This is a genomic window from Kitasatospora sp. NPDC048365 (genome assembly GCF_043200835.1).
Taxonomy (GTDB): Bacteria; Actinomycetota; Actinomycetes; order Streptomycetales; family Streptomycetaceae; genus Kitasatospora; species Kitasatospora terrestris.
Genome location: NZ_JBICYJ010000057.1, coordinates 1 through 18,864, shown reverse-complemented (window position 1 = coordinate 18,864; position 18,864 = coordinate 1). Strand labels below are relative to the sequence as shown.

The window sequence follows — 18,864 nt, the reverse complement described above, 5'->3', positions numbered from 1 at the left end:
GGGCTGACGGACGGTCACAGCCCGGCGACCTTGCCCGAGGCGGACACCTCGTACACCAGGGTCACCGTGCGGCGCCCGCCCGGCGGCAGCGTGACGTCCCAGCGGACCACGCCCTCGGCGTCCAGCTCGTCCGGCGCGGGTGAGCAGGACTCCTTGCGCAGCCTGACCTCCACCGCGGAGACCTCGGAGACCGGGATCCGCTCCCGCAGGGTCACCAGGCGCTCGTCGTGCTCGTCCGGGCCGGAGAAGCGCGACAGGTGCAGCCTGACCGTCCGGGTGACCACGGTGCGCTGGGTCAGCCCGGCCGAGTCGCGGCTCTCCTCGGTCTCCCGGACCACCCGGTAGCCGTCGGTGGAGCCGAACGCCAGCTCCGCCGGGGCGCCCGGCGCGGTGAACGCCAGCTCCGCCCGCCCCGTGAAGCCGCTGCCCTGCACCAGGTCCACCGGACCGGCCAGCAGCGCGTGCCCCGAGGCGTTGGTGAACCGGACCACCCGGGTGACCAGCGGCGACAGCTCCGGCGCGCAGACGAACTCGCTGCCCGCCGGGGCGGCGAAGTCGCTCAGCGGCACCCGGTGGGCCCGCCCGTCGCTGGGCACCGACGCCGGATCCGCGGCGCGCAGCACCCGCACCTCGCCGCCGTCGTCCACCCCCGGCAGGCCGGTCGACCCGCCGGTGCCGGTGGGCCCGGTGTCGGAGATGACCTCCTCGCGCAGCTCCACCTGGACCGTGCGGCGCTCCTCGGCGGAGCGCTCGCGCAGCGTGAGGCGGTCCTCGGTCAGCCGGGGCGGCTCACCGGCCAGCGCCGAGCGGGCCGTCGACAGCGTCAGCCGCACGCCCGACCAGTCCTCGCCGGTGCGCTGCCACACCATCGCGTCGGTCTCCAGCCGCAGGGTGCCGCCGTCCAGCGTCGCCCGGTAGGCGGGGCGCCACAGCGCGCACGGCGCCAGGTGCTCCACCCGCAGCCGGGCCGGACCGGCGGCCGACGCGTCCACCGTCAGCTCGACGTACGCGGTCAGCTCGGCCGGCTCCTCCTCCGCCTCGTCCAGCGCGGCCTCCGCCTCCGCCAGCTCGGCCGCCAGCCGGGCCAGCCGGGCGCGGACGGTCCGCACCTGCTCGCCGTACGACTCGCGCTCGGCGTCCACCCGGTCCAGCTCGCGCGTCCAGCGGGCGTGCTCCACCTCGCCGCGGCCCGCGCCCTCGCCGATCTCCCGCAGCAGATCGGCGGCGAGCTGCGCGAGCAGCGCGAGGCGCGCCTCCAGACGCTCGCGGTGGCGGGTCGCGGTGAGCTGCTCCTGCTCCAGGTCGTGGATCCGGTGGCGCAGCGGCGAGTCGTCGGCGGTCGGCGGCAGCGGGGCGCGCGGGGACCAGCTGCGGACGACCCGGGCGTCCAGGACGGTGGCGGTCCCGGCGGTGTCGTTTCTGTCGGACGGGGTCAGCTCGGCGCGCAGCGAGCGGTCCACGGCGAGCGCGGTGACCGGGCCGAGGCGCAGCCGGTGGACGCCGGCCGCCAGGTCGAGGACGGTCGCGCGTTCCACCAGTGCGCGGTCCTCCAGACAGGTGACGGCGGTGACCGGCAGCGGGATCGCCGAAGCGGGCGTGTCGTTCATGGTTCAGCTCCTCCGGTTGCCGCCGACCAGGGCCTTGCCGGCCGGAATACGGATCTCGTAGCCGCCGTCCAGCACGGCGGAGCCGCCCGCGGGCAGCTCCACCCGGCGGACGCGGGTCGACGGCGGATTGCCCGCCGGGTCGTTCACGGTGTCCGGGTCGGGCGGCGACCAGCCGGGCCGCTCCTCGATCCGGACGTCCGACTCGGAACTGACCGGGACGCGCTCGCGCACCTCGACCAGCGCCGGCCGCGCCAGGTTGTTGACCAGCTCGATCCGGACCCGGTGGTCCAGCACGGTGGTCGAGTTGAGCATCCCCGCGGACGACTCGCGCAGCTCGGTGCGGCGGGCCACCCGGATGCCCTCCGCCTGCCCCAGGCCCACCTCGCGGGTCGCGCCCGGGGCGAGCGTCGGCAGCGCGGCGGTCAGCAGGAAGTCGCCGTCCACGGTCACCTCGACCGGGCCGGCGAGCAGCGCGTGCCCGGTCGAGTTGGACAGCACCAGCGTCGCGTACACCGCCTCCTCCACGGACGGCACGCACACGTACTCGGTGCGCAGGCCCACCGGGAGCTCTGCCACCGTGACGGTGTGCCAGGTGCCGTCCGACGGGATGTCCGCCGGCGCGGCGGCGTCGTACCGGTAGTCGAAGGAACCCGCCGAGGTGCGCGGACTGACCGCGCGGGCCGGCAGCGGCAGCGACTGGTGCAGGGCGTTCGCCCGGCGCAGCGCCTCGCCCTCCGCCGGGTCCGCCTTCGCGTCGGCGAGCAGGCGGCCGCGGCGGGCGGCCGACCGGTCGGGGCCGGCGAGGGTGAGCGCGGCGTAGTCCAGCTGGGCGGTGCTGGGATGCGGGCCGCTCGCCGCGGCCTCCGCGGCCGCGCCCGGCCCCCCGCCGCCGGGTGCCGCCGGGCCCGCCGGCGCGGCTGCGGCGGCGAAACCGGCCGGGGCGGCGAGCGTCGGCGCGGAGCGGGTACGGCCGCCCGGGCGGGCGCTGCGTGTCACCCCCGGGGCGGCACCGGTCGGAGCCGGCGGCGGCGGGCCGGCGAACGCAGCCGGGGCCGGGGCGATCTGCGGCGGCGGCGCGGGCATCGGCACCGGCGGGGGCAGCGCGCCGCCCGCGGTGTCGCCCAGGAACTCCGGACTGTCGAAACTCGGGGCCGCGTAGCCCGGACTGCCGTACGCCCCGGTGTCGTACCCGGTGCCGCCGTACCCCGCCGGGGCGCCGTACGGCTGCGGCTGCGGCGGAGGGGTCGCCCGGCGGGGCCGGGCCGGGCGGGCCGGGGCCGACTTCGCGACCGCGTCCCAGCCGGCGAACAGGTCCGCGAGGCCCGGCGGCGGCTCGCGCCACCCCGACGGCGCGGGCGCCGGCTGACGGCGGCCGATCCGCACCGACCGCAGGCGCGGCAGCTCGGTACGGCGCGCCACGTCCGCGGTGGACAGCGCCAGCCCCACCGACGACCAGTCCTCGCCCGTCAACTGCGCCACCGACGCGCACAGCACCAGGCGGCCCTCCGCCTCGCCGCTCCGGTGCGACAACCGGTACGACGGCACCCAGCGGGCACCCGGCACCACGTACTCCAGCTCCAGGACCACCTCGCCCGCGCCGGGCTCCGCGACCGTGAGCGCCGCCACCGAACCCGACGCCAGCGCGCCGCTCGGGCCCGCCGTCGACGCGCGGGCCAGCTCGTCCTCGGCGACCGCGAGGGCGTGGCCGGACAGACGCAACTCCTCGTCCAGCTCGGTGAGACGGGCGTGCAGCGCGGTCAGCCGGGCCTCGACGAAATCGGCCAGGTCCAGCCACGCCTCGGCGGGCGTGCGGCGGTGCGGCTCGTCCTCGCGGCGCGGCGGGGGCGACGGGCGGAGCGTCGCCACCTCGTCGATCCGGGCACGGTGCCGGCTCCGTCGCTCCGACAGGGCCTCGTACTCCTCGCGCAGCGCCTCCACCCGGGTCCGCAGCTCCGGCAGCTCCTGCGCCGTCGCCGGCCGGGCCTCCGTCTCCACCCGCGCCTCGGTCACCCGGCCGCCGCCGTCGACCACCCGGGCCCGCAGCGTCCCCGCCCCGACCACCCGCGGCAGACCCGACACCCGCACCCGGCCGTCCGCCGACACCACGCCCGCCGTCCGCCGCCGGCACACCGCACCGACCGCATGGACGACCACCGACTCCAGACTCGACTCCCACACCCGCGAACGCTCCGCCGCCACCCGCCGTACCCCCTTCGTCAGAACCCCGGCCCGGGCGCCCAGTCTGCACCCGCAGCCCGCCCCCCGACCGGGATTTCCACCTGCGCGTCGGTGTACCGGACGCCCCCCACCACCCCCCGGTTCCGGCCCGCCGACGGTAGGACGACGAAGCACCCGCAAGCCGCCACGCCCGGCCCCGGAAGCCCACCGCGCACCCCGCGGCCCCCGCCTCCGGCGGGAAGTCGAACGGGCCCCCGGCGCCCGCGCCTGCGGCGGGCTTTCCGGGGTACCACGAGCCCACCCGGTCGGTTGCGGCCCGTGGCGCGTGGCGTGACACGCCTCCGAGGGCTCCGGCGGGCCGTCGCCCGGCGCGTGGGGCCGCCTGCGGCGGGCTCCGGCGGGGCGGTGGGTGCGGGGTGCGGGGTTGGGTGCTCGGTGGGGTGGTGCTCCGTGGCCGGGGGGTGTCCGGGGGGCGGATGGGCGGGGACTCGGTGGTGGGATGTGCGAGAGGATGGGGCAGCAGTAGCCCGTCGTGTCAGGAGATCCAGCAAGCCATGCGCACTGTCGCCGTCGTCGGCACCGGTCTGATCGGCACGTCTGCCGCACTCGCGCTCACCCGGCGCGGGCTGACCGTCCACCTGGAGGACGCCGACCCGGACGCCGCGCGGACGGCGGCGTCGCTCGGGGCGGGCATCACGGAGCCGGCCGAGGGCCCGGTCGACCTGGCGATCGTCGCGGTGCCTCCGGCGCTGGTGGGGAAGGTGCTGGCGGACTGCCAGCGGCGCGGCCTGGCCCGCTGCTACACGGACGTGGCGAGCGTGAAGGCGGGCCCGCGCGCGGAGGTCGCCGCGCTGGGGCTGGACACCACGCACTACATCGGCGGCCACCCCATGGCGGGCCGGGAGCGGTCCGGCCCGCTGGCCGCCCGCGCGGACCTGTTCGAGGGTCGCCCGTGGGTGCTCACGCCCACCCCCGACACCGACACCGAGACGCTGAACGCGGCGCTGGAGCTGGTGGCCCTGTGCGGGGCGATGCCGATCGTGATGGACGCGGCCGCGCACGACCGCGCCGTGGCGCTGGTCTCGCACGCCCCCCAGCTGCTGTCCTCGCTGGTCGCCGCCCGGCTGGAGAACGCGGACGAGACGGCGATAAGGCTGTCCGGCCAGGGCGTGCGGGACGTCACCAGGATCGCCGCGTCCAGCCCCGGGATGTGGGTGGACATCCTGTCGGCGAACGCCGGCGTCGTGGCGGACATCCTGGACGAGGTCGCCGTCGACCTGGGCGAGACGGTGACCGCGCTGCGCGCCCTGCAGGCGTCCGACGAGGGCGAGCGCCGGGCGGGCGCGGCCGGGATCGAGGCGGTGATGCGGCGCGGCAACACCGGCCAGTCGCGGATCCCGGGCAAGCACGGCGCCCCGCCGACCCGGTACGAGACGGTCACCGTGGTGCTCGGCGACCAGCCGGGCGAGCTGGGCCGGCTGTTCGGCGAGGTCGGCGCGCTCGGGGTGAACATCGAGGACGTCACGATCGAGCACTCGACCGGCCAGCAGGTCGGCCACGTGCAGCTCGCGGTCGCGGCCGGCGTGGTCAAGCCGCTGGTCACCGGCCTGCGCGAGCGCGGCTGGGCGGTGCGGGACTGAGGGCCGCGCCCACGGCGACATGGACCGGCGCGCCGGTCCATTAACCTTGAGTGGGACATCCCCGATTTCCGCGCCGAGCACCACCGCACGACGGCGCGCCCAGCACCGTGTACAGCACAGCGCGTACAGCACAGAGAGGTTCGCCCCGTGGAAACTGCCGACCGAGCGTCGCACGCCCCGGTCGTCGTCGCCATCGACGGACCCTCCGGCTCCGGGAAGTCGACCGTCTCCCGGGCGGTCGCCGCCCGGCTGGGACTGAGCTTCCTCGACACCGGTGCGATGTACCGGGCGATGACCTGGTGGATGCTGACCAACGACGTGGACGTGGAGGACGCCGAGGCGGTGGCCATCGCGTGCACCAAGCCGGTGATCGTCTCCGGTACGGACGCCGACGGCCCGACGATAACCGTCGACGGGCAGGACGTCTCCGGGCCGATCCGCGGCCCCGAGGTGACCGCCAAGGTCAGCGCGGTCGCCGCCGTCCCCGCGGTCCGCACCCGCCTGGTCGAGCTGCAGCGCGGCTGCGCCGAGGTCGCCGAGCGCGGCATCGTCGCCGAGGGCCGCGACATGGGCTCGGTCGTCTTTCCGCACGCCACCGTCAAGGTCTTCCTGACCGCCTCCGAGACGGCCCGCGCCGAGCGCCGGGCCGCCGAGCTGCGCGCCAAGGGCCTCGACGAGGCGACCATCACCGCGATGGCCGCCGACCTCGCCCGCCGGGACGCCGCGGACTCCTCCCGGGAGACCGCGCCGCTCACCCAGGCGGCCGACGCGGTCCTGGTCGACACCAGCGACCTCACCCTGGAGCAGGTGATCGGCCGGATCACCGCCCTGGTCGAGGAGCAGGCCGCCCTCCCGGCCGCCTAGCGACCCCGACACCACACCCAAACCGTCCGACTACGAGAGACGTAGTTTCGCGCTGCCCGCAGGGCAGGAACGCACGGCACGCCCCTGGGAAGGGCCGGGCCGGGAAATGGAACGCAGGAACATGAGCAACGACACCCCGGTCCAGCAGGGCCACCACGGCGAGCTCGACGCCGCCGAGTACGCCGAGTTCATGGCGCTCGCCGCCGAGGAGGGCTTCGACGCCGACGAGATCGACGCCGACCTGGACGCCGCCTCGCACGGCCCGCTGCCGGTGCTGGCCGTCGTCGGCCGCCCGAACGTCGGCAAGTCGACCCTGGTCAACCGCATCATCGGCCGCCGCGAAGCGGTCGTCGAGGACCGCCCCGGCGTCACCCGCGACCGCGTCACCTACGAGGCGATGTGGGCCGGCCGCCGGTTCAAGCTGGTCGACACCGGCGGCTGGGAGATCGACGTCTTCGGCCTGGACGCGATGGTCGCCGCGCAGGCCGAGTTCGGCATCGAGTCCGCTGACGCGGTGCTGTTCGTGGTGGACGCCACCGTGGGCGCCACCGACACCGACGAGGCGCTGGTCAAGCTGATCCGCCGCTCCGGCAAGCCGGTCGTGCTGTGCGCCAACAAGGTGGACGGCCCGTCCACCGAGGCGGAGGCCGCGTACCTGTGGTCGCTCGGCCTCGGCGAGCCGTACCCCGTCTCCGCGCTGCACGGCCGCGGCTCCGGCGACCTGCTGGACGCCGTGCTCGAGGTGCTGCCCAAGGCCCCGCCGCAGCTGTTCGGCAACGGCCAGGTCGTCGGCGGCCCCCGCCGCGTCGCGCTGATCGGCCGCCCGAACGTCGGCAAGTCCAGCCTGCTCAACAAGGTTGCCGGCGAGGAGCGGGTGGTCGTCAACGAGCTGGCCGGCACCACCCGCGACCCGGTCGACGAGATGATCGAACTCGGCGGCAAGACCTGGAAGTTCGTCGACACCGCCGGTATCCGCCGCCGCGTCCACCAGACCGCCGGCGCCGACTTCTACGCCTCGCTGCGCACCGCCTCCGCGCTGGAGAAGGCCGAGGTCGCGGTGGTCCTGATCGACGCCAGCGAGACCCTCGCCGAGCAGGACACCCGGATCATCTCGATGGCCGTCGAGGCCGGCCGCGCCGTGGTCATCGCGTACAACAAGTGGGACCAGCTCGACGAGGAGCGCCGCTACTACCTGGAGCGCGAGATCGAGCGCGACCTGGTCCAGGTCCAGTGGGCGCCCCGGGTCAACGTCTCGGCCAAGACCGGCCGGCACATGGAGAAGCTCGTCCCGGCGATCGAGACCGCGCTGCAGGGCTGGGAGACCCGGATCTCGACCGCGCGGCTGAACGCCTTCCTCGGCGAGCTGGTCGCCGCGCACCCGCACCCGATCCGCGGCGGCAAGCAGCCGCGCATCCTGTTCGGCACCCAGGCGGGCACCCGTCCGCCGCGGTTCGTGCTGTTCTCCTCCGGCTTCCTGGAGGCCGGCTACCGGCGCTTCATCGAGCGCCGACTGCGCGAGGAGTTCGGCTTCGAGGGCACGCCGATCTCGATCTCCGTCCGGGTCCGCGAGAAGCGCAAGCGCAAGTGATCCGGGCCCGAGCGATTCGGGCCTGAGTGTTCGAAGGGCCGGGTGGGAGTTCCGACTCCCGCCCGGCCCTTCGTCGTTGCCTGCGTCGTGCGTCGTGCTTCAGGCGTGGCTGCTGCGGCCCGGCGGCAGGGAGAGCATCGAGCGGTGCCGCCCGCCCCCCGTGCCGGCCGCCGGCTGCGCCGGACCGAGGTAGCCGGCCGACACCCAGCCCGAGCCCTCGGTGGGCTGGGCCTGCGTGGGCATGTACTGCGGCGTCCCGTGGCTGTGCCCCGGGTACGTGTGGAACGCCTGCTGCTGCGGGTACGGCAGTCCTTCGAGCGGCTGTGGCTCACGCACCGCGAAGCCGGTGAACCGCATGTTCTCCTCACCCGAGCGGTCACCCGGCAGTGCCCGGAACAGCCGCCGGTACTCGGAGTACAGCGCGTCGTAGATCGGCGTGGGCGAGACCGGGTGCTCCGCGTCGTACGACGGGCGCATGCTCGGGATCTGCCGGGCGGGGGTGGTGGTGGCGGAAGGGCGGCTCGGGGAGGCGACGTCGTAGCTGTACACGTAGGAGCCAACGAGCGAGTCCGGCCGGGGATGCGGGAACCGTCCGGGCTGTCCTATGCCAGTCGGCGCGTTCTCGGTGGTGAACGGGGGTTCGGCGGACGGCCGTTCGCCACCCGCCGGCCCGGCCGGCCCGGCGGTGTCGGGTGCGGCAGTGTCCTCGGCCGGGACGGCCGGGACGGCCGGGCCGGCCGGTGCGGTCGGGTCCGCAGGGCCGGGCGTCGTGGGCGCGCCGTCGTGGAGCCCGGGCGGGGTGGCCGGGGCGACGGGGCCGGGCGCGGCGCCGGGAGTGCCGGGTGCGGCGCCGGGGGCGGTGGTCACGTGCCCGCCAGCGGGAGCATCGCGGCGGCGAGCACGCCCTGGGCGGCGGCGCGGTCGAGCGCCAGGCGCAGCAGGTCCTCGCGCGGCTGGCGGCCGACGGTTCCGGCCGGCACGGCGTACATGATCACCTCGGACTGGCGCCCGGCCGCCACCCGCCAGGCGTCGGTGACCTGGAGCGGCTGGTGCGCCTGCCACCACGCGGCGCTGCCGCCGGTCGCGGAGGGCTGCAGGATCGCGTGCAGCCGGCCCATCGCCATCAGCACCGACCAGCCGCGGGTCGGCCGGACCGGCAGCTGGTTGACCTCCTCGACCAGCTGGAAGCCGTGCTCGGTCAGCAGCGACAGGAACTCGTCCTCCCCGGTGAGGCTGCCCGGCCGGCCGACCGCGCCGGTCGGCTCGACCACCAGCGCGGCCAGCCCGGTGTCCCCGCACAGCACGATGCCGCAGGTCACCCCGAGCACCGCGGGCTGGGCGGGCTGGGCGAGGCCGGAGGAGGAGGGGGAGGGGGTGTTCACGGCCGGCGCGGTCAGCTGCGCGGGCGCGGCGACGGGCGGCGCGGTGGCCGGTACGGGAGCGCCCGGCGCGGGGATTCCCGGCGCGGGGACGCCCGGTGCGGGGATTCCCATGGCGGGGGCGGACGGGGCGGCGGCCTGGGCGGCGAGCGCGGCGGTCAGCACGTCGGGCGTGGCCTGCCCGCCGGCCTGGGCCTGGCTGATGCTGCGGACCGCGCCCAGCAGCTGCTCCTCGGAGACCGGCACCACCTGGGAGGGGATGCAGCGGGAGTGGGCGAAGGCCAGCACCGCCGTCTCGTCGCCGACGAACAGCACGGTGCTGGTGGGCTCCACGAGGGAGTCACCCGGTTGGCGGCAGGAGGTGCAGTCGTAGGCGGAGGGCGCGTTGGCACCGGCCAGCAGGCTGTCGGCCTCGCCGTCGCCGATCTCGGCTCGTACGTCCTCGCTCACCTCGAGCATGCGTGGCACGGAGACTCCTCGGTTCCTCTGGGGCATGGGGACCGCGGCGCGGGTGCGCCCGACCGCCATTACCAACGGACCGTTGTGGCTGGGGTCACGGGTGAGCTCGGCTCCGACGGGATTTGCCGCAGTTCTGACTGCCCTGCGTAACGTCCTGGTCGCAATGTGTCGACGCTGTGCCCGACCTCACAGGGGTCAAACTGTGACGCAGGCCGCATCCGGGGCGTGTTTGATCATGGAATCATCGGACAAATGGGGCAAATTGGAGCAATTTGCTAGATCGATACCGCCGGTAACGCCGCATTGACCTGGGAAGTCCCGAAAGTGTTTGGAGCCCGCCCGGCCGGCTCGTAGCTTCGTAGCCAGTGCAACGAGCACTACCCGGGATCACCCCCTGGGACGCACGACCGCCGCAAGGCCGGTCCGGTGCGCGGAGGGTGGCCGGGGCGGCGTGGCACGTCCGACACGTGCACGGCCGCCTTGCGGACGCGGCGAGCGAAACCGTGGCCTTTCACAGGCCTGGTTCCGCATGCCCGCCCGGGGCTGTCGAGAGGATCCTCATGACCTTCCGTAACGAGACCGCCGCTGCCACCACCGCCACCAAGCGCAACCGCGTCCGGGTGGCCGTCATGGGCGGCGCGCTGGTCGCCCTGCCGGTGGCCGGCCTCGTCACGGCCAACACCGCCTCTGCCGCCTCGGTGTCCACCTGGGACAAGGTCGCGCAGTGCGAGTCCACCGGCAACTGGTCCATCAACACCGGTAACGGCTTCTACGGTGGCCTGCAGTTCACCTCCAGCACCTGGGCCGCCTTCGGTGGCACCCAGTACGCGCCGCAGGCCAACCAGGCCACCAAGGCGCAGCAGATCTCCGTCGCCGAGAAGGTGCTGGCCGAGCAGGGCCCGGGCGCCTGGCCCGTCTGCTCCGTCCAGGCCGGTCTGACCAAGGGCGGCGCCGCCGCCGACGTGGACACCTCCTCGTCCTCGGCCTCGGCGTCCTCCTCCTCGAAGTCGACCACTTCGAAGTCGACCACCGACTCCTCGGCGTCGACCACCGACTCCTCGGCCAAGGCCTCGCGCTCCGAGACCCGCGCCGCGGCCCCGAAGGCCGCCGAGCAGAGCACCGCCCCGAGCACCACCGACACCGCCAAGAAGAGCACCCCGGCCCCCTCGGCCCCGGTGAACACCTCCAAGGGCGGCACCTACACCGTGAAGTCCGGCGACACCCTGAGCAAGATCGCCGCTTCCCAGGGCGTCGACTGGCAGTCCCTGTACAACAACAACACCGGCGTCGTCGGCGGCAACCCGAACCTGATCTACCCGGGCCAGGTCCTGTCCGTCTGACCTCCGGTCGGCTCGTGCGCGAAGCCGCCGTCTCCCCTCGGGGAGCCGGCGGCTTCCGCCGTTCCGCGTTCCGTCCTTGCCTCCCCGGACGGATGCACGGACGGGTGCACGACGCGCGGCGGCAGGGCAGCCGGCTGCTTACCGTCGAGGGATGCGCACCCGTGTGACGAACCGGCCACTCCTGGTGGCCGCCTTGCTGATACCGGCCCTCGCCGCGCTCGCCCCCACCCGCGCGCCCGCCCTGCCCACCCCCGACGCCACCTGGGACCGCCTCGCCCAGTGCGAGAGCGACGGCGACTGGCACGCCGACACCGGCAACGGCTTCTACGGCGGCCTGCAGATCTGGCCCCCGACCTGGCGCGAGGCCGGCGGCCTGCAGTACGCCGAGCGGCCCGACCTGGCACCGCGGCGCCAGCAGATCGCCGTCGCCGAGGAGATCCTGCGCCGCCAGGGCTGGGAGGCGTGGGGCGCCTGCGCCCGCCTGATCGGCGTCCTGAAGCGCTGAGTACCGCTTTGCCCGATCAGGCGGTGGTCAGGCCCAGGGCACTTCGCCCTTGGCGACCTTGGTGCCGAGCTCGGCGGCGTACGGCAGCCCGGCGTCCGGGTAGCGGCGGCGCAGCCCCGCCTCGGCACCGGCCGCGTCCGGCGACTTGCCGAGCTCGGTCTCGAAGGCCTTCAGGTAGTCGCGGGTCCAGCGGACCGCGGTGCCGTCGGTGGCCCCGCCGGCCCGCCGGTGGCCGGCCGCGACGAACGCCGGGTCCAGCGCCTCGATCCCGTCCAGCAGGTCGATCCACGCCTCGCGCTCGGCGGCGTGCGGGGTGTCCGCCGTCCACACGTGCAGGTCCTGGTACAGCAGTACCCCGCCGAGCACCGAGCGGCTGCGGTGCTCCCACAGGTAGTGGTGCTCGGGCAGGCCCAGCTCCGCGCCGCGCAGCTCCAGCCGGTGGCCCTCCAGCTCGATCGCCTCGCCCGTCGGCAGCGGCTCCAGGTCGACCAGCCGGGTGGACAGCTCCCCGCCGAGGTGCGCCCAGGCGGTCCGCTTGGCGGCGTACGTCTCCTCGATCCGCTCGATCACCCGGGCCGGGGCCAGCACCGGCACCTCGGGGAAGGCGTCCCGCAGCGCCTCGGCGCCGAAGTAGCAGTCCGGATCGCCGTGGCTCACGACCACCGCCGACAGCCGCCGACCGCTGCGCTCCACCTCCTGCGCCAGCCGCCGCCCGTCCGACAGCCGGAAGCCCGCGTCCACCAGCACCGCCCGGTGCACGCCGAGCACCAGCACGGCCGTCTTGTACAGGGACTCCTCGGGGAAGTCGATGATCCTGAACTCCAGCTGGTCCATCCCGGCTCCCTTCCCGCGCATGGCTTCCCCCGTCAGCCTCTGCCGTCGCCCAGCCGCCCGCACTCTCGCGCCGCGGACGGCTGCGCCGAACGGTCCACCGGCGGCGGTGTCGGATCGAGTGCGGTCACCGATGGAAGGATGGGGGAGTGAGCGGCGAACTCTTCCCCCGCGAGCGCGCCGACCCCGCGCCCGGCGCCGTCCTGCTGCCCGACTGGCTCTCCGCCGCCGAACAGCGCGAGCTGGTCGACGCCTGCCGCACCTGGGCCCGCCCGCCCGCCGGGATGCGCACCACCGTCCTGCCGACCGGCGGCGTGATGTCCGTCCGCACCGTCTGCCTCGGCTGGCACTGGTACCCGTACGGCTACGCCCGCACCGTCGTCGACGGCGACGGCGACGGCGAGCCGGTCAAGCCCTTCCCCGACGAACTGCGCGCACTCACCCGGCGGGCGCTCGCGGACGCGTACGGCCAAGGGCTGGCCGAGGTGACCGGGGCGTCCGGGTACGAGCCGGACGTCGCCCTGGTCAACCACTACCCGCACGGCGCCAGGATGGGCCTGCACCGGGACCGCGAGGAGCGGATCGACGCCCCCGTCGTCTCGCTGTCCCTGGGGGACACCGCCCTCTTCCGGCTCGGCAACACCGAGACCCGCACCCGCCCCTGGACCGACCTGGAGCTGCGCAGCGGCGACCTGCTGGTCTTCGGCGGACCGTCCCGGTTCGCGTACCACGGCGTGGTGCGGACCCTGCCGGACACCGCCGACCCCGCGCTGGGGCTGGTCGGGCGGCTGAACATCACGGTGCGGCAGTCGGGCCTGGACCGACCCGACCGGCGCGAGGGCGGTCGACCGCCCGGTGCTCCGATTGACCGCCCCGGGCGGCGGGAATTCCCGGACGGCGAGGAAACTTGAGGGTGAGGTATGCGGTGATCGCGGGCACACACCCAGAGCCCGCCCGATCGCCAGGAGAGGGAGCGCGCACATGGGAACCCCCGTCGACCAGCTCGTCGACCTGCTCGACCTGGAACAGATCGAGCTGAACATCTTCCGCGGCCGCAGCCCCGAGGAGGCGCTCCAGCGCACCTTCGGCGGCCAGGTCGCCGGCCAGGCCATGGTCGCCGCCGGACGGACGGTCGACGCCGACCGGCCGGTGCACTCGCTGCACTCCTACTTCCTGCGCCCCGGCATCCCCGGCGTGCCGATCGTCTACCAGGTCGACCGGATCCGCGACGGCCGCTCCTTCACCACCCGCCGGGTGCTCGCCATCCAGGGCGGGCGGTCGATCTTCGCGCTCACCGCCGACTTCCACAAGCCCGAGCAGGGCGGCATCGAGCACCAGCACACCATGCCCGACGTGCCCGGCCCCGAGGAGTTGCCCAGCGCCCTCGACGAGGTCGGCTCCAAGCTCGGCGAGCTCCCCCCGTTCATCAGCCGCCGCCAGCCCTTCGACATCCGCTACGTCGACCGGCTCAAGTGGTCCCGCGAGGAGCTCGACGGCGTCGAGCCGCGCAGCGGCGTCTGGCTCCGCACCAACGGCGCCCTGCCCGACGACCCGCTGATCCACGTATGTGCCCTCACCTACGCCAGCGACATGACGCTGCTGGACGCCGTCCGCGCCCCCGTCGAACCGCTCTGGGGCGAGCGGAACTTCGACATGGCCTCGCTCGACCACGCCATGTGGTTCCACCGCCCGTTCCGCGCCGACGACTGGCTGCTCTACCAGCAGGAGTCGCCGATCGCCCACGCCGCCCGCGGCCTCGCCCGCGGCGAGATCTACGACCGCAGCGGCCGCCTGGTCGTCTCCGTCATGCAGGAGGGACTGTTCCGGCCGCTCGCCGGCCGCTGAGCCGCCGGGCGGCCGCCATCCGCCGCCGCCGAGCCGGCAACCTGTCCGCTTCGACTTCCCTGGGAGGGCTCCACCGATGACCGCCACCGCCGCCGACGAGTGGGAACGCTGGACCGAGTCCCGTACCGCCTCCGTGAGCGCCCCGCACGGCCCGCTGTCCCTGACCGGCACCCACTGGCTGGAGCCCGAACCCGCCAAGATCCCAGGCCTGCCCGGCCAGTGGTGGGCCACCGACGGGACCGTCCGAGCCGTCGTCGAGGCGACCGACGGCCTCCGGGCGGAGCGCGGCAACGGCCTGCTCGAAGGCGAGGTGGCACTGCGCCCCGACACCGACCCGGCGCCCGACCTCGCCGTCCTCGGCGACCTGCGCCTGGTGCCGATCGAACGCGAGGGCGAGCTCGCGCTGCGCGTCTTCGACCCGCAGTCCGCCGCGCGCACCGCGTTCACCTGCATCTCGGTGTTCCCGTACGCCGCCGACTGGGCCGTCCCCGCCGTCTTCACGCCGTACGAGACCGGCGACCGCGCCGTGGTCGTCCCCAACGCCGACGGGCGCGAACGCCCGCTCGACGTCACCGGCCAGATCGCCTTCACCCTGGCCGGCGAGCCGTACACGCTCACCGTCAGCCGCGCGGGAGCGGACGGGCGGCTGAGCGGCGTCATCGCCGACGCGACCAGCGGCCACGAGACGTACCGGTTCCGGTTCATCACCCTGCCCGCCCCCGACGCGGACGGGCACACCGTGCTCGACCTCAACCGCGCCTACCTGCCGCCCTGCGCCTTCGCCGACCACTTCGTCTGCCCCTTCCCGCCGCCCGGCAACCGGCTGCCCGTCGCGGTGGAGGCAGGCGAGCGGCACGTGGTGACGGCCGAACTGTTCGGCTGACGTGCCCCGGCCCTCGGCGGTCGCCTGACACGGCGACAGACGGACCCCGCCCGATTGGGTGGCGGGGTCCGTACCCGAACATGGTCGATGTGTCGACAGAACAACAGACGTCCGGGCCCGACTCCGCGCAGCCGAAGGCCCCGGCTGACCGTCCGCCGAAGCAGGCGCCGCAGGCCTCGGGAGCTTCGGGGCCGTCAGGTCCGTCTGGGTCGTCGGGACCACCCGGGCCGCCCGGACCGTCCCGGCTCTCCCGACTGTCGCGGGGTGCGCTCGCCGACCTCGGACCGCTCCGGGAGATACCCGACTACCGGCGGCTCTGGTTCGGCCAGGCCGTCTCCGCCATCGGCCAGCAGATGACCGCCGTCGCCGTCTCCGTCCAGGTCTACCAACTCACCCACTCCACCTTCGCCACCGGCCTGGTCGGCCTCTGCTCCCTCCTCCCGCTCGTCGTCTTCGGCCTGTACGGCGGCGCCATCGCCGACACCGTCGACCGCCGCCGCCTCGGCATGATCGGCTCCGCGGGCCTCGCCCTCGTCTCCTGCGGACTCGCCCTCCAGACCGCCCTCGGCGCCGAGCAGGTCGGCCTGCTGTACGCCGCCGTCGCCCTGCAGGGCGCGTTCTTCGCGGCCAGCTCCCCGGCACGGTCCGCGATGATCCCGCGACTCGTCCCGCGCGAACAGCTCCCCGCCGCCAACGCCCTCAACACCATCGGCATGAACCTCGGCCTCACCGTCGGCCCGATGCTCGGCGGCCTCCTCATCGGCGCGTACGGCGCCGGCGCCGCGTACGCCCTCGACACCGTCGCGTTCGGGGCCACGCTGTACGCGATGTGGCGGCTGCCCGCGATGCGCCCGACCGGCGCCACCGGCGCCCGCGCCTCCGTCCTCGACGGCCTCCGCTTCCTCCGCGAGCAGCCCAACCTGCGGACCAGCTTCCTCGCCGACCTCGCCGCCATGATCTTCGGGCTGCCCCGCGCCCTCTTCCCCGCCATCGCCGTCGGCTTCTACGGCGGCGGACCCGGCACCGTCGGCCTCCTCGTCGCCGCACCCGCCGTCGGCGCCCTCGCTGGCGGACTCTTCTCCGGCTGGATCGCCCGCGTCCACTGGCACGGCGCCGCCGTCCTCACCGCCGTCGCCGCCTGGGGCCTCGCCATCGCCGCGTTCGGCCTCATCCACCAACTCTGGCTCGGCCTGCTCTTCCTCGCCGCCGCCGGCTGCGCCGACACCATCAGCATGATCTTCCGCAACACGATGATGCAGGTCGCCGCCCCCGACGACATGCGCGGCCGCCTCCAAGGCATCTTCATCGTCGTCGTCGCCGGCGGCCCCCGCCTCGGCGACTTCGAATCCGGCACCGTCGCCGCCCTCACCACCCCCACCGTCTCCGTCATCACCGGCGGACTCGCCTGCGTCGCAGCCGTCCTCCTCCTCGCCGCCCGACGCCCCGCCTTCCTCCGCTACGACGCCCGCCGACCCACCCCCTGACCTGCACCCTTCCCGCCACCGCCCCACCGCACCACGCCAGCCGAAACCTGGCAGCGAGCACCCCCCGACGTGCTGTATTGTTTTCCACGTCGCCGAGAGATCGACGACAGGTCGCACCGCCGAAGATCACCGACCACCGGTCGGAGACCCGAAGCAGCACGACCACGGGACGTGGCGCAGCTTGGTAGCGCACTTGACTGGGGGTCAAGGGGTCGCAGGTTCAAATCCTGTCGTCCCGACAGTGATGTCGGAAGCCCGCTCATCTGGAACATTCCAGGTCAGCGGGCTTCTTCGCGTTGCGGCGACTGTTCACTTGACGAGGCGCAGGTGGTGCACTCCCGGTTCCTTGGGGACCAGTTGGGGACCGGAGTCGTCCCGGCCGGCCGCGAGGTGGGCGCTGAGCGCTTCGCCCGCCAGCTCGATCGAGCGGCGATCTGGATGCAGGTAACGCTGCGTTGTGGTGAGCGAGCCGTGGCCAGCGATCATCCGGAGGACGTGCAGGGGGACGCCGGCGTCGGCCATCCACGTGAGACCGGTGTGGCGGAGGTCGTGGCGCCGCAGGTACTCGTAGCCGAGGCGGAGCACCACCTCGTCCCAGTGAGTGGCGTCCCGCAGGACTGCGGTGGTGATGCGTCCCCCGCGCGGGCCGGTGAACAGGCGGGCCATCGGGTCGTGGCCGACGGCGCTGAGACGCTGCTCGACCAGCGGGCGGATCTCAGGGATCAGCGGGACCGTCCGCCGGCGCTTGCCCTTGGTGCCCTTGTCCATCAGCCCACCCGGGCCCGGTGTGGTCTGCCGGCAGAGGTCCCACATCCAGGTCTTCGAGTCGATGTCCTTGGCGCGCACGCCGGAGACTTCGCCGATCCGGCTCGCAGTGCAGGCCGCGAACCTCACCACGTCGCCCCACCCCGCGTACTCGCCGGCGGAGCGTTCCACCAGGGCCGTGGCGAGTTGGTCGAGAGCGTTCCAGTCGCGCAGGGCAAGAGACCGCGGGTCGTCGAGCTCGTCCTCGGCCAGCTTGTACTCCCGCTGCCAGCCGACCACCCGTGCGGGGTTCACCGCCAGGAGTCCGTCACGGACGGCCTGTTCCATGACACGGACCAGAACGGCGAGGCTGGACTTCACGGTCGACCGCCCGCACTCATCCGCGATCCACCCGTAGACAGCGCGGTCCGCCAGCCCGTTGGTGATGGTGGCGACCTGGAGGTGTCCGAGAGTCGGCACGACGCGGAGCCGCCAGCCGGCACGGTAGGGGTCCAGCGTCTTCGGTTCGAGCCCCCTCATCGCCAACTCCCAGTTGGCATTGCCGTACTCGGCGAGCGTCATGGCCGCGGTGGACGGAGAGACGCCCCGGGACGCGGCCTTCTTCATCCGGTCGATCCAGGCGGTTGCCTCGTCTTCGGCCTCGAAGGACTCCGAGCGCGATGGACGGGCCTTCGTACCGGGAACGGTCCAGCGCACCCGGGCACGGTAGGGAGAAGCCCGGTCGGGGCGGTACTCGATGTCGTCGGACAGCTTGATCCCGAGGGGGAGGGAGAGTTCAGGCATCACGCCACCTGGGCCGGGTCGATCCGGCGCGAACGCAGCCACGCCTGCACGTCCGGGACGCTGTACATGGTCACGCGCGAGGTGAGCCGAACGAAGGGCGGCCCCTGCGGCGGCAGACTGGTCCGCCAGCGGCGGAGCGTGGAGGGGTCGACGCCGATCAACTCGGCCACCTCATCGGTCTCGTACCAGCCGCTGTGCAGCAGGTCAGCCGGTTCCGCCGCGGCAGCGGTTTCGGGGGCCTGAGTCCTGCCGATCAGGGCAACAACCTGGGCTAGCGTCAGCTTCGGCTCAACCAACGGTCTCGTCCTCCTCGGCGATCAACGCGTTCAGTTCCTGTCGGTCGGTGGTGCGGCGTTCGTGCAGCTCGCGGGCGATGCCGGCGGCGAGCAGGGATTCGCCGGGTGAGTTGCCCGCTCCGGCGAAGACCCAGTGGGCGAGGACGAGGGTGTCGGTGTCGGGCAGTTCGTCCAGGTCGGGATGGCCGGCCGCGAGCAGGCGTTCGCGGAGTGCGGTGCGGGCTTCGTTGGCGCGGTAGTCGGCGCGGACCTGGCGGAGCGCGCTGAGGGTGGTGGAGTAGGTTGGGGACTTGCTGGAGAAGTGGCCGCGGAAGCCGAGCATGGGTTGCGTCCAGGGAAGTGGTGTACGGGTTCCACCCGTTCCGGGGGTTTCGTCCCGGTAGCGGGTGTCACCTGAAACGTAAGACGGCCACCGGT

The 18,864-nt window shown here is 74.3% G+C and carries 17 protein-coding genes and 1 tRNA gene; 10 read left to right on the top strand and 8 right to left on the bottom strand.

The genetic code is table 11. The features are described from left to right. Positions 1 to 14: 14 nt before the first annotated feature. Positions 15 to 1,607, bottom strand: coding sequence for a mucoidy inhibitor MuiA family protein (locus ACGFX4_RS36545; protein WP_393084296.1), 1,593 nt, complete (start codon positions 1,605 to 1,607; stop codon positions 15 to 17). 3 nt (positions 1,608 to 1,610) lie between these two features. Then, positions 1,611 to 3,785, bottom strand: coding sequence for a DUF4139 domain-containing protein (locus ACGFX4_RS36540; protein ID WP_393084293.1), 2,175 nt, complete (start codon positions 3,783 to 3,785; stop codon positions 1,611 to 1,613). 554 nt (positions 3,786 to 4,339) lie between these two features. Between ACGFX4_RS36540 and ACGFX4_RS36535 the strand changes: the two genes are divergently transcribed. From ACGFX4_RS36535 to der, 3 genes are all read left to right on the top strand, one after another. After that, positions 4,340 to 5,425 (top strand): prephenate dehydrogenase, encoded by a 1,086-nt coding sequence (locus tag ACGFX4_RS36535; protein WP_393084291.1) that lies wholly within the window; start codon positions 4,340 to 4,342, stop codon positions 5,423 to 5,425. A gap of 147 nt (positions 5,426 to 5,572) precedes the next feature. Continuing rightward, positions 5,573 to 6,289, top strand: a complete 717-nt coding sequence (cmk, locus tag ACGFX4_RS36530) for a (d)CMP kinase (protein WP_393084288.1) — start codon at positions 5,573 to 5,575, stop codon at positions 6,287 to 6,289. Positions 6,290 to 6,410: 121 nt separating this feature from the next. Further along, entirely contained in the window at positions 6,411 to 7,877 is a 1,467-nt protein-coding gene (gene der, locus ACGFX4_RS36525) for a ribosome biogenesis GTPase Der (RefSeq protein WP_393084285.1), read from the top strand. A gap of 99 nt (positions 7,878 to 7,976) precedes the next feature. Here der and ACGFX4_RS36520 read toward each other — a convergent pair whose 3' ends face one another. Both ACGFX4_RS36520 and ACGFX4_RS36515 read right to left on the bottom strand, forming a co-directional pair. Continuing rightward, positions 7,977 to 8,744, bottom strand: coding sequence for a hypothetical protein (locus tag ACGFX4_RS36520; protein WP_393084283.1), 768 nt, complete (start codon positions 8,742 to 8,744; stop codon positions 7,977 to 7,979). Beyond that, positions 8,741 to 9,724 (bottom strand): hypothetical protein, encoded by a 984-nt coding sequence (locus ACGFX4_RS36515; protein WP_393084280.1) that lies wholly within the window; start codon positions 9,722 to 9,724, stop codon positions 8,741 to 8,743. The genes ACGFX4_RS36520 and ACGFX4_RS36515 overlap by 4 nt, the downstream gene beginning before the upstream one ends. A 551-nt stretch (positions 9,725 to 10,275) precedes the next feature. Between ACGFX4_RS36515 and ACGFX4_RS36510 the strand changes: the two genes are divergently transcribed. Both ACGFX4_RS36510 and ACGFX4_RS36505 read left to right on the top strand, forming a co-directional pair. Next, positions 10,276 to 11,055, top strand: coding sequence for a transglycosylase family protein (locus ACGFX4_RS36510; RefSeq protein ID WP_393084278.1), 780 nt, complete (start codon positions 10,276 to 10,278; stop codon positions 11,053 to 11,055). A 151-nt stretch (positions 11,056 to 11,206) separates the two neighbouring features. Continuing rightward, positions 11,207 to 11,560 carry a transglycosylase family protein gene (locus ACGFX4_RS36505; RefSeq protein ID WP_393084275.1) on the top strand — a complete coding sequence of 118 codons (354 nt, stop codon included), beginning with the start codon at positions 11,207 to 11,209 and terminating at the stop codon, positions 11,558 to 11,560. 27 nt (positions 11,561 to 11,587) lie between these two features. Here ACGFX4_RS36505 and ACGFX4_RS36500 read toward each other — a convergent pair whose 3' ends face one another. Beyond that, positions 11,588 to 12,394: an MBL fold metallo-hydrolase gene (locus ACGFX4_RS36500; protein WP_393084272.1), complete on the bottom strand. Its 807-nt coding sequence runs from the start codon at positions 12,392 to 12,394 to the stop codon at positions 11,588 to 11,590. 146 nt (positions 12,395 to 12,540) lie between these two features. Between ACGFX4_RS36500 and ACGFX4_RS36495 the strand changes: the two genes are divergently transcribed. The 5 genes from ACGFX4_RS36495 to ACGFX4_RS36475 all read left to right on the top strand — a co-directional run bounded on the left by ACGFX4_RS36495 (position 12,541) and on the right by ACGFX4_RS36475 (position 16,842). Continuing rightward, on the top strand, positions 12,541 to 13,302 hold the full coding sequence (locus tag ACGFX4_RS36495; protein ID WP_393084269.1) for an alpha-ketoglutarate-dependent dioxygenase AlkB family protein: 762 nt from the start codon (positions 12,541 to 12,543) through the stop codon (positions 13,300 to 13,302). 70 nt (positions 13,303 to 13,372) lie between these two features. Next, positions 13,373 to 14,236 carry an acyl-CoA thioesterase gene (locus ACGFX4_RS36490; RefSeq protein WP_393084266.1) on the top strand — a complete coding sequence of 288 codons (864 nt, stop codon included), beginning with the start codon at positions 13,373 to 13,375 and terminating at the stop codon, positions 14,234 to 14,236. A 76-nt stretch (positions 14,237 to 14,312) separates the two neighbouring features. Continuing rightward, the gene (locus tag ACGFX4_RS36485) at positions 14,313 to 15,119 is read left to right on the top strand and encodes a DUF1684 domain-containing protein (RefSeq protein ID WP_393084263.1); all 807 of its coding nucleotides are present in this window, start codon (positions 14,313 to 14,315) and stop codon (positions 15,117 to 15,119) included. Positions 15,120 to 15,199: 80 nt separating this feature from the next. Next, positions 15,200 to 16,603, top strand: a complete 1,404-nt coding sequence (locus ACGFX4_RS36480; protein ID WP_393084260.1) for an MFS transporter — start codon at positions 15,200 to 15,202, stop codon at positions 16,601 to 16,603. A 165-nt stretch (positions 16,604 to 16,768) separates the two neighbouring features. Beyond that, positions 16,769 to 16,842: transfer RNA gene (locus ACGFX4_RS36475), tRNA-Pro, on the top strand. Positions 16,843 to 16,912: 70 nt separating this feature from the next. Here ACGFX4_RS36475 and ACGFX4_RS36470 read toward each other — a convergent pair. Genes ACGFX4_RS36470 through ACGFX4_RS36460 form a run of 3 tightly spaced genes read right to left on the bottom strand, consistent with a single transcriptional unit; the run spans position 16,913 to position 18,769 of the window. Further along, positions 16,913 to 18,151: a tyrosine-type recombinase/integrase gene (locus ACGFX4_RS36470; protein ID WP_393084257.1), complete on the bottom strand. Its 1,239-nt coding sequence runs from the start codon at positions 18,149 to 18,151 to the stop codon at positions 16,913 to 16,915. Then, entirely contained in the window at positions 18,151 to 18,447 is a 297-nt protein-coding gene (locus ACGFX4_RS36465; RefSeq protein ID WP_393084254.1) for a helix-turn-helix transcriptional regulator, read from the bottom strand. The genes ACGFX4_RS36470 and ACGFX4_RS36465 overlap by 1 nt, the downstream gene beginning before the upstream one ends. Beyond that, positions 18,440 to 18,769, bottom strand: a complete 330-nt coding sequence (locus tag ACGFX4_RS36460) for a replication initiator (protein ID WP_393084251.1) — start codon at positions 18,767 to 18,769, stop codon at positions 18,440 to 18,442. Before ACGFX4_RS36460 ends, ACGFX4_RS36465 begins: the two co-directional genes overlap by 8 nt. Positions 18,770 to 18,864: the final 95 nt, after the last annotated feature.

Bases quoted from the DNA above. Each gene is read 5' to 3' on its own strand.
- ACGFX4_RS36470 (WP_393084257.1), bottom strand. From the start codon at position 18,151: ATGCCTGAACTCTCCCTCCCCCTCGGGATCAAGCTGTCCGACGACATC.
- ACGFX4_RS36500 (WP_393084272.1), bottom strand. From the start codon at position 12,394: ATGGACCAGCTGGAGTTCAGGATCATCGACTTCCCCGAGGAGTCCCTG.
- ACGFX4_RS36460 (WP_393084251.1), bottom strand. From the start codon at position 18,769: ATGCTCGGCTTCCGCGGCCACTTCTCCAGCAAGTCCCCAACCTACTCC.
- ACGFX4_RS36505 (WP_393084275.1), top strand. From the start codon at position 11,207: ATGCGCACCCGTGTGACGAACCGGCCACTCCTGGTGGCCGCCTTGCTG.
- ACGFX4_RS36535 (WP_393084291.1), top strand. From the start codon at position 4,340: ATGCGCACTGTCGCCGTCGTCGGCACCGGTCTGATCGGCACGTCTGCC.
- ACGFX4_RS36510 (WP_393084278.1), top strand. From the start codon at position 10,276: ATGACCTTCCGTAACGAGACCGCCGCTGCCACCACCGCCACCAAGCGC.
- ACGFX4_RS36545 (WP_393084296.1), bottom strand. From the start codon at position 1,607: ATGAACGACACGCCCGCTTCGGCGATCCCGCTGCCGGTCACCGCCGTC.
- der (WP_393084285.1), top strand. From the start codon at position 6,411: ATGAGCAACGACACCCCGGTCCAGCAGGGCCACCACGGCGAGCTCGAC.
- ACGFX4_RS36490 (WP_393084266.1), top strand. From the start codon at position 13,373: ATGGGAACCCCCGTCGACCAGCTCGTCGACCTGCTCGACCTGGAACAG.
- ACGFX4_RS36485 (WP_393084263.1), top strand. From the start codon at position 14,313: ATGACCGCCACCGCCGCCGACGAGTGGGAACGCTGGACCGAGTCCCGT.
- ACGFX4_RS36480 (WP_393084260.1), top strand. From the start codon at position 15,200: ATGGTCGATGTGTCGACAGAACAACAGACGTCCGGGCCCGACTCCGCG.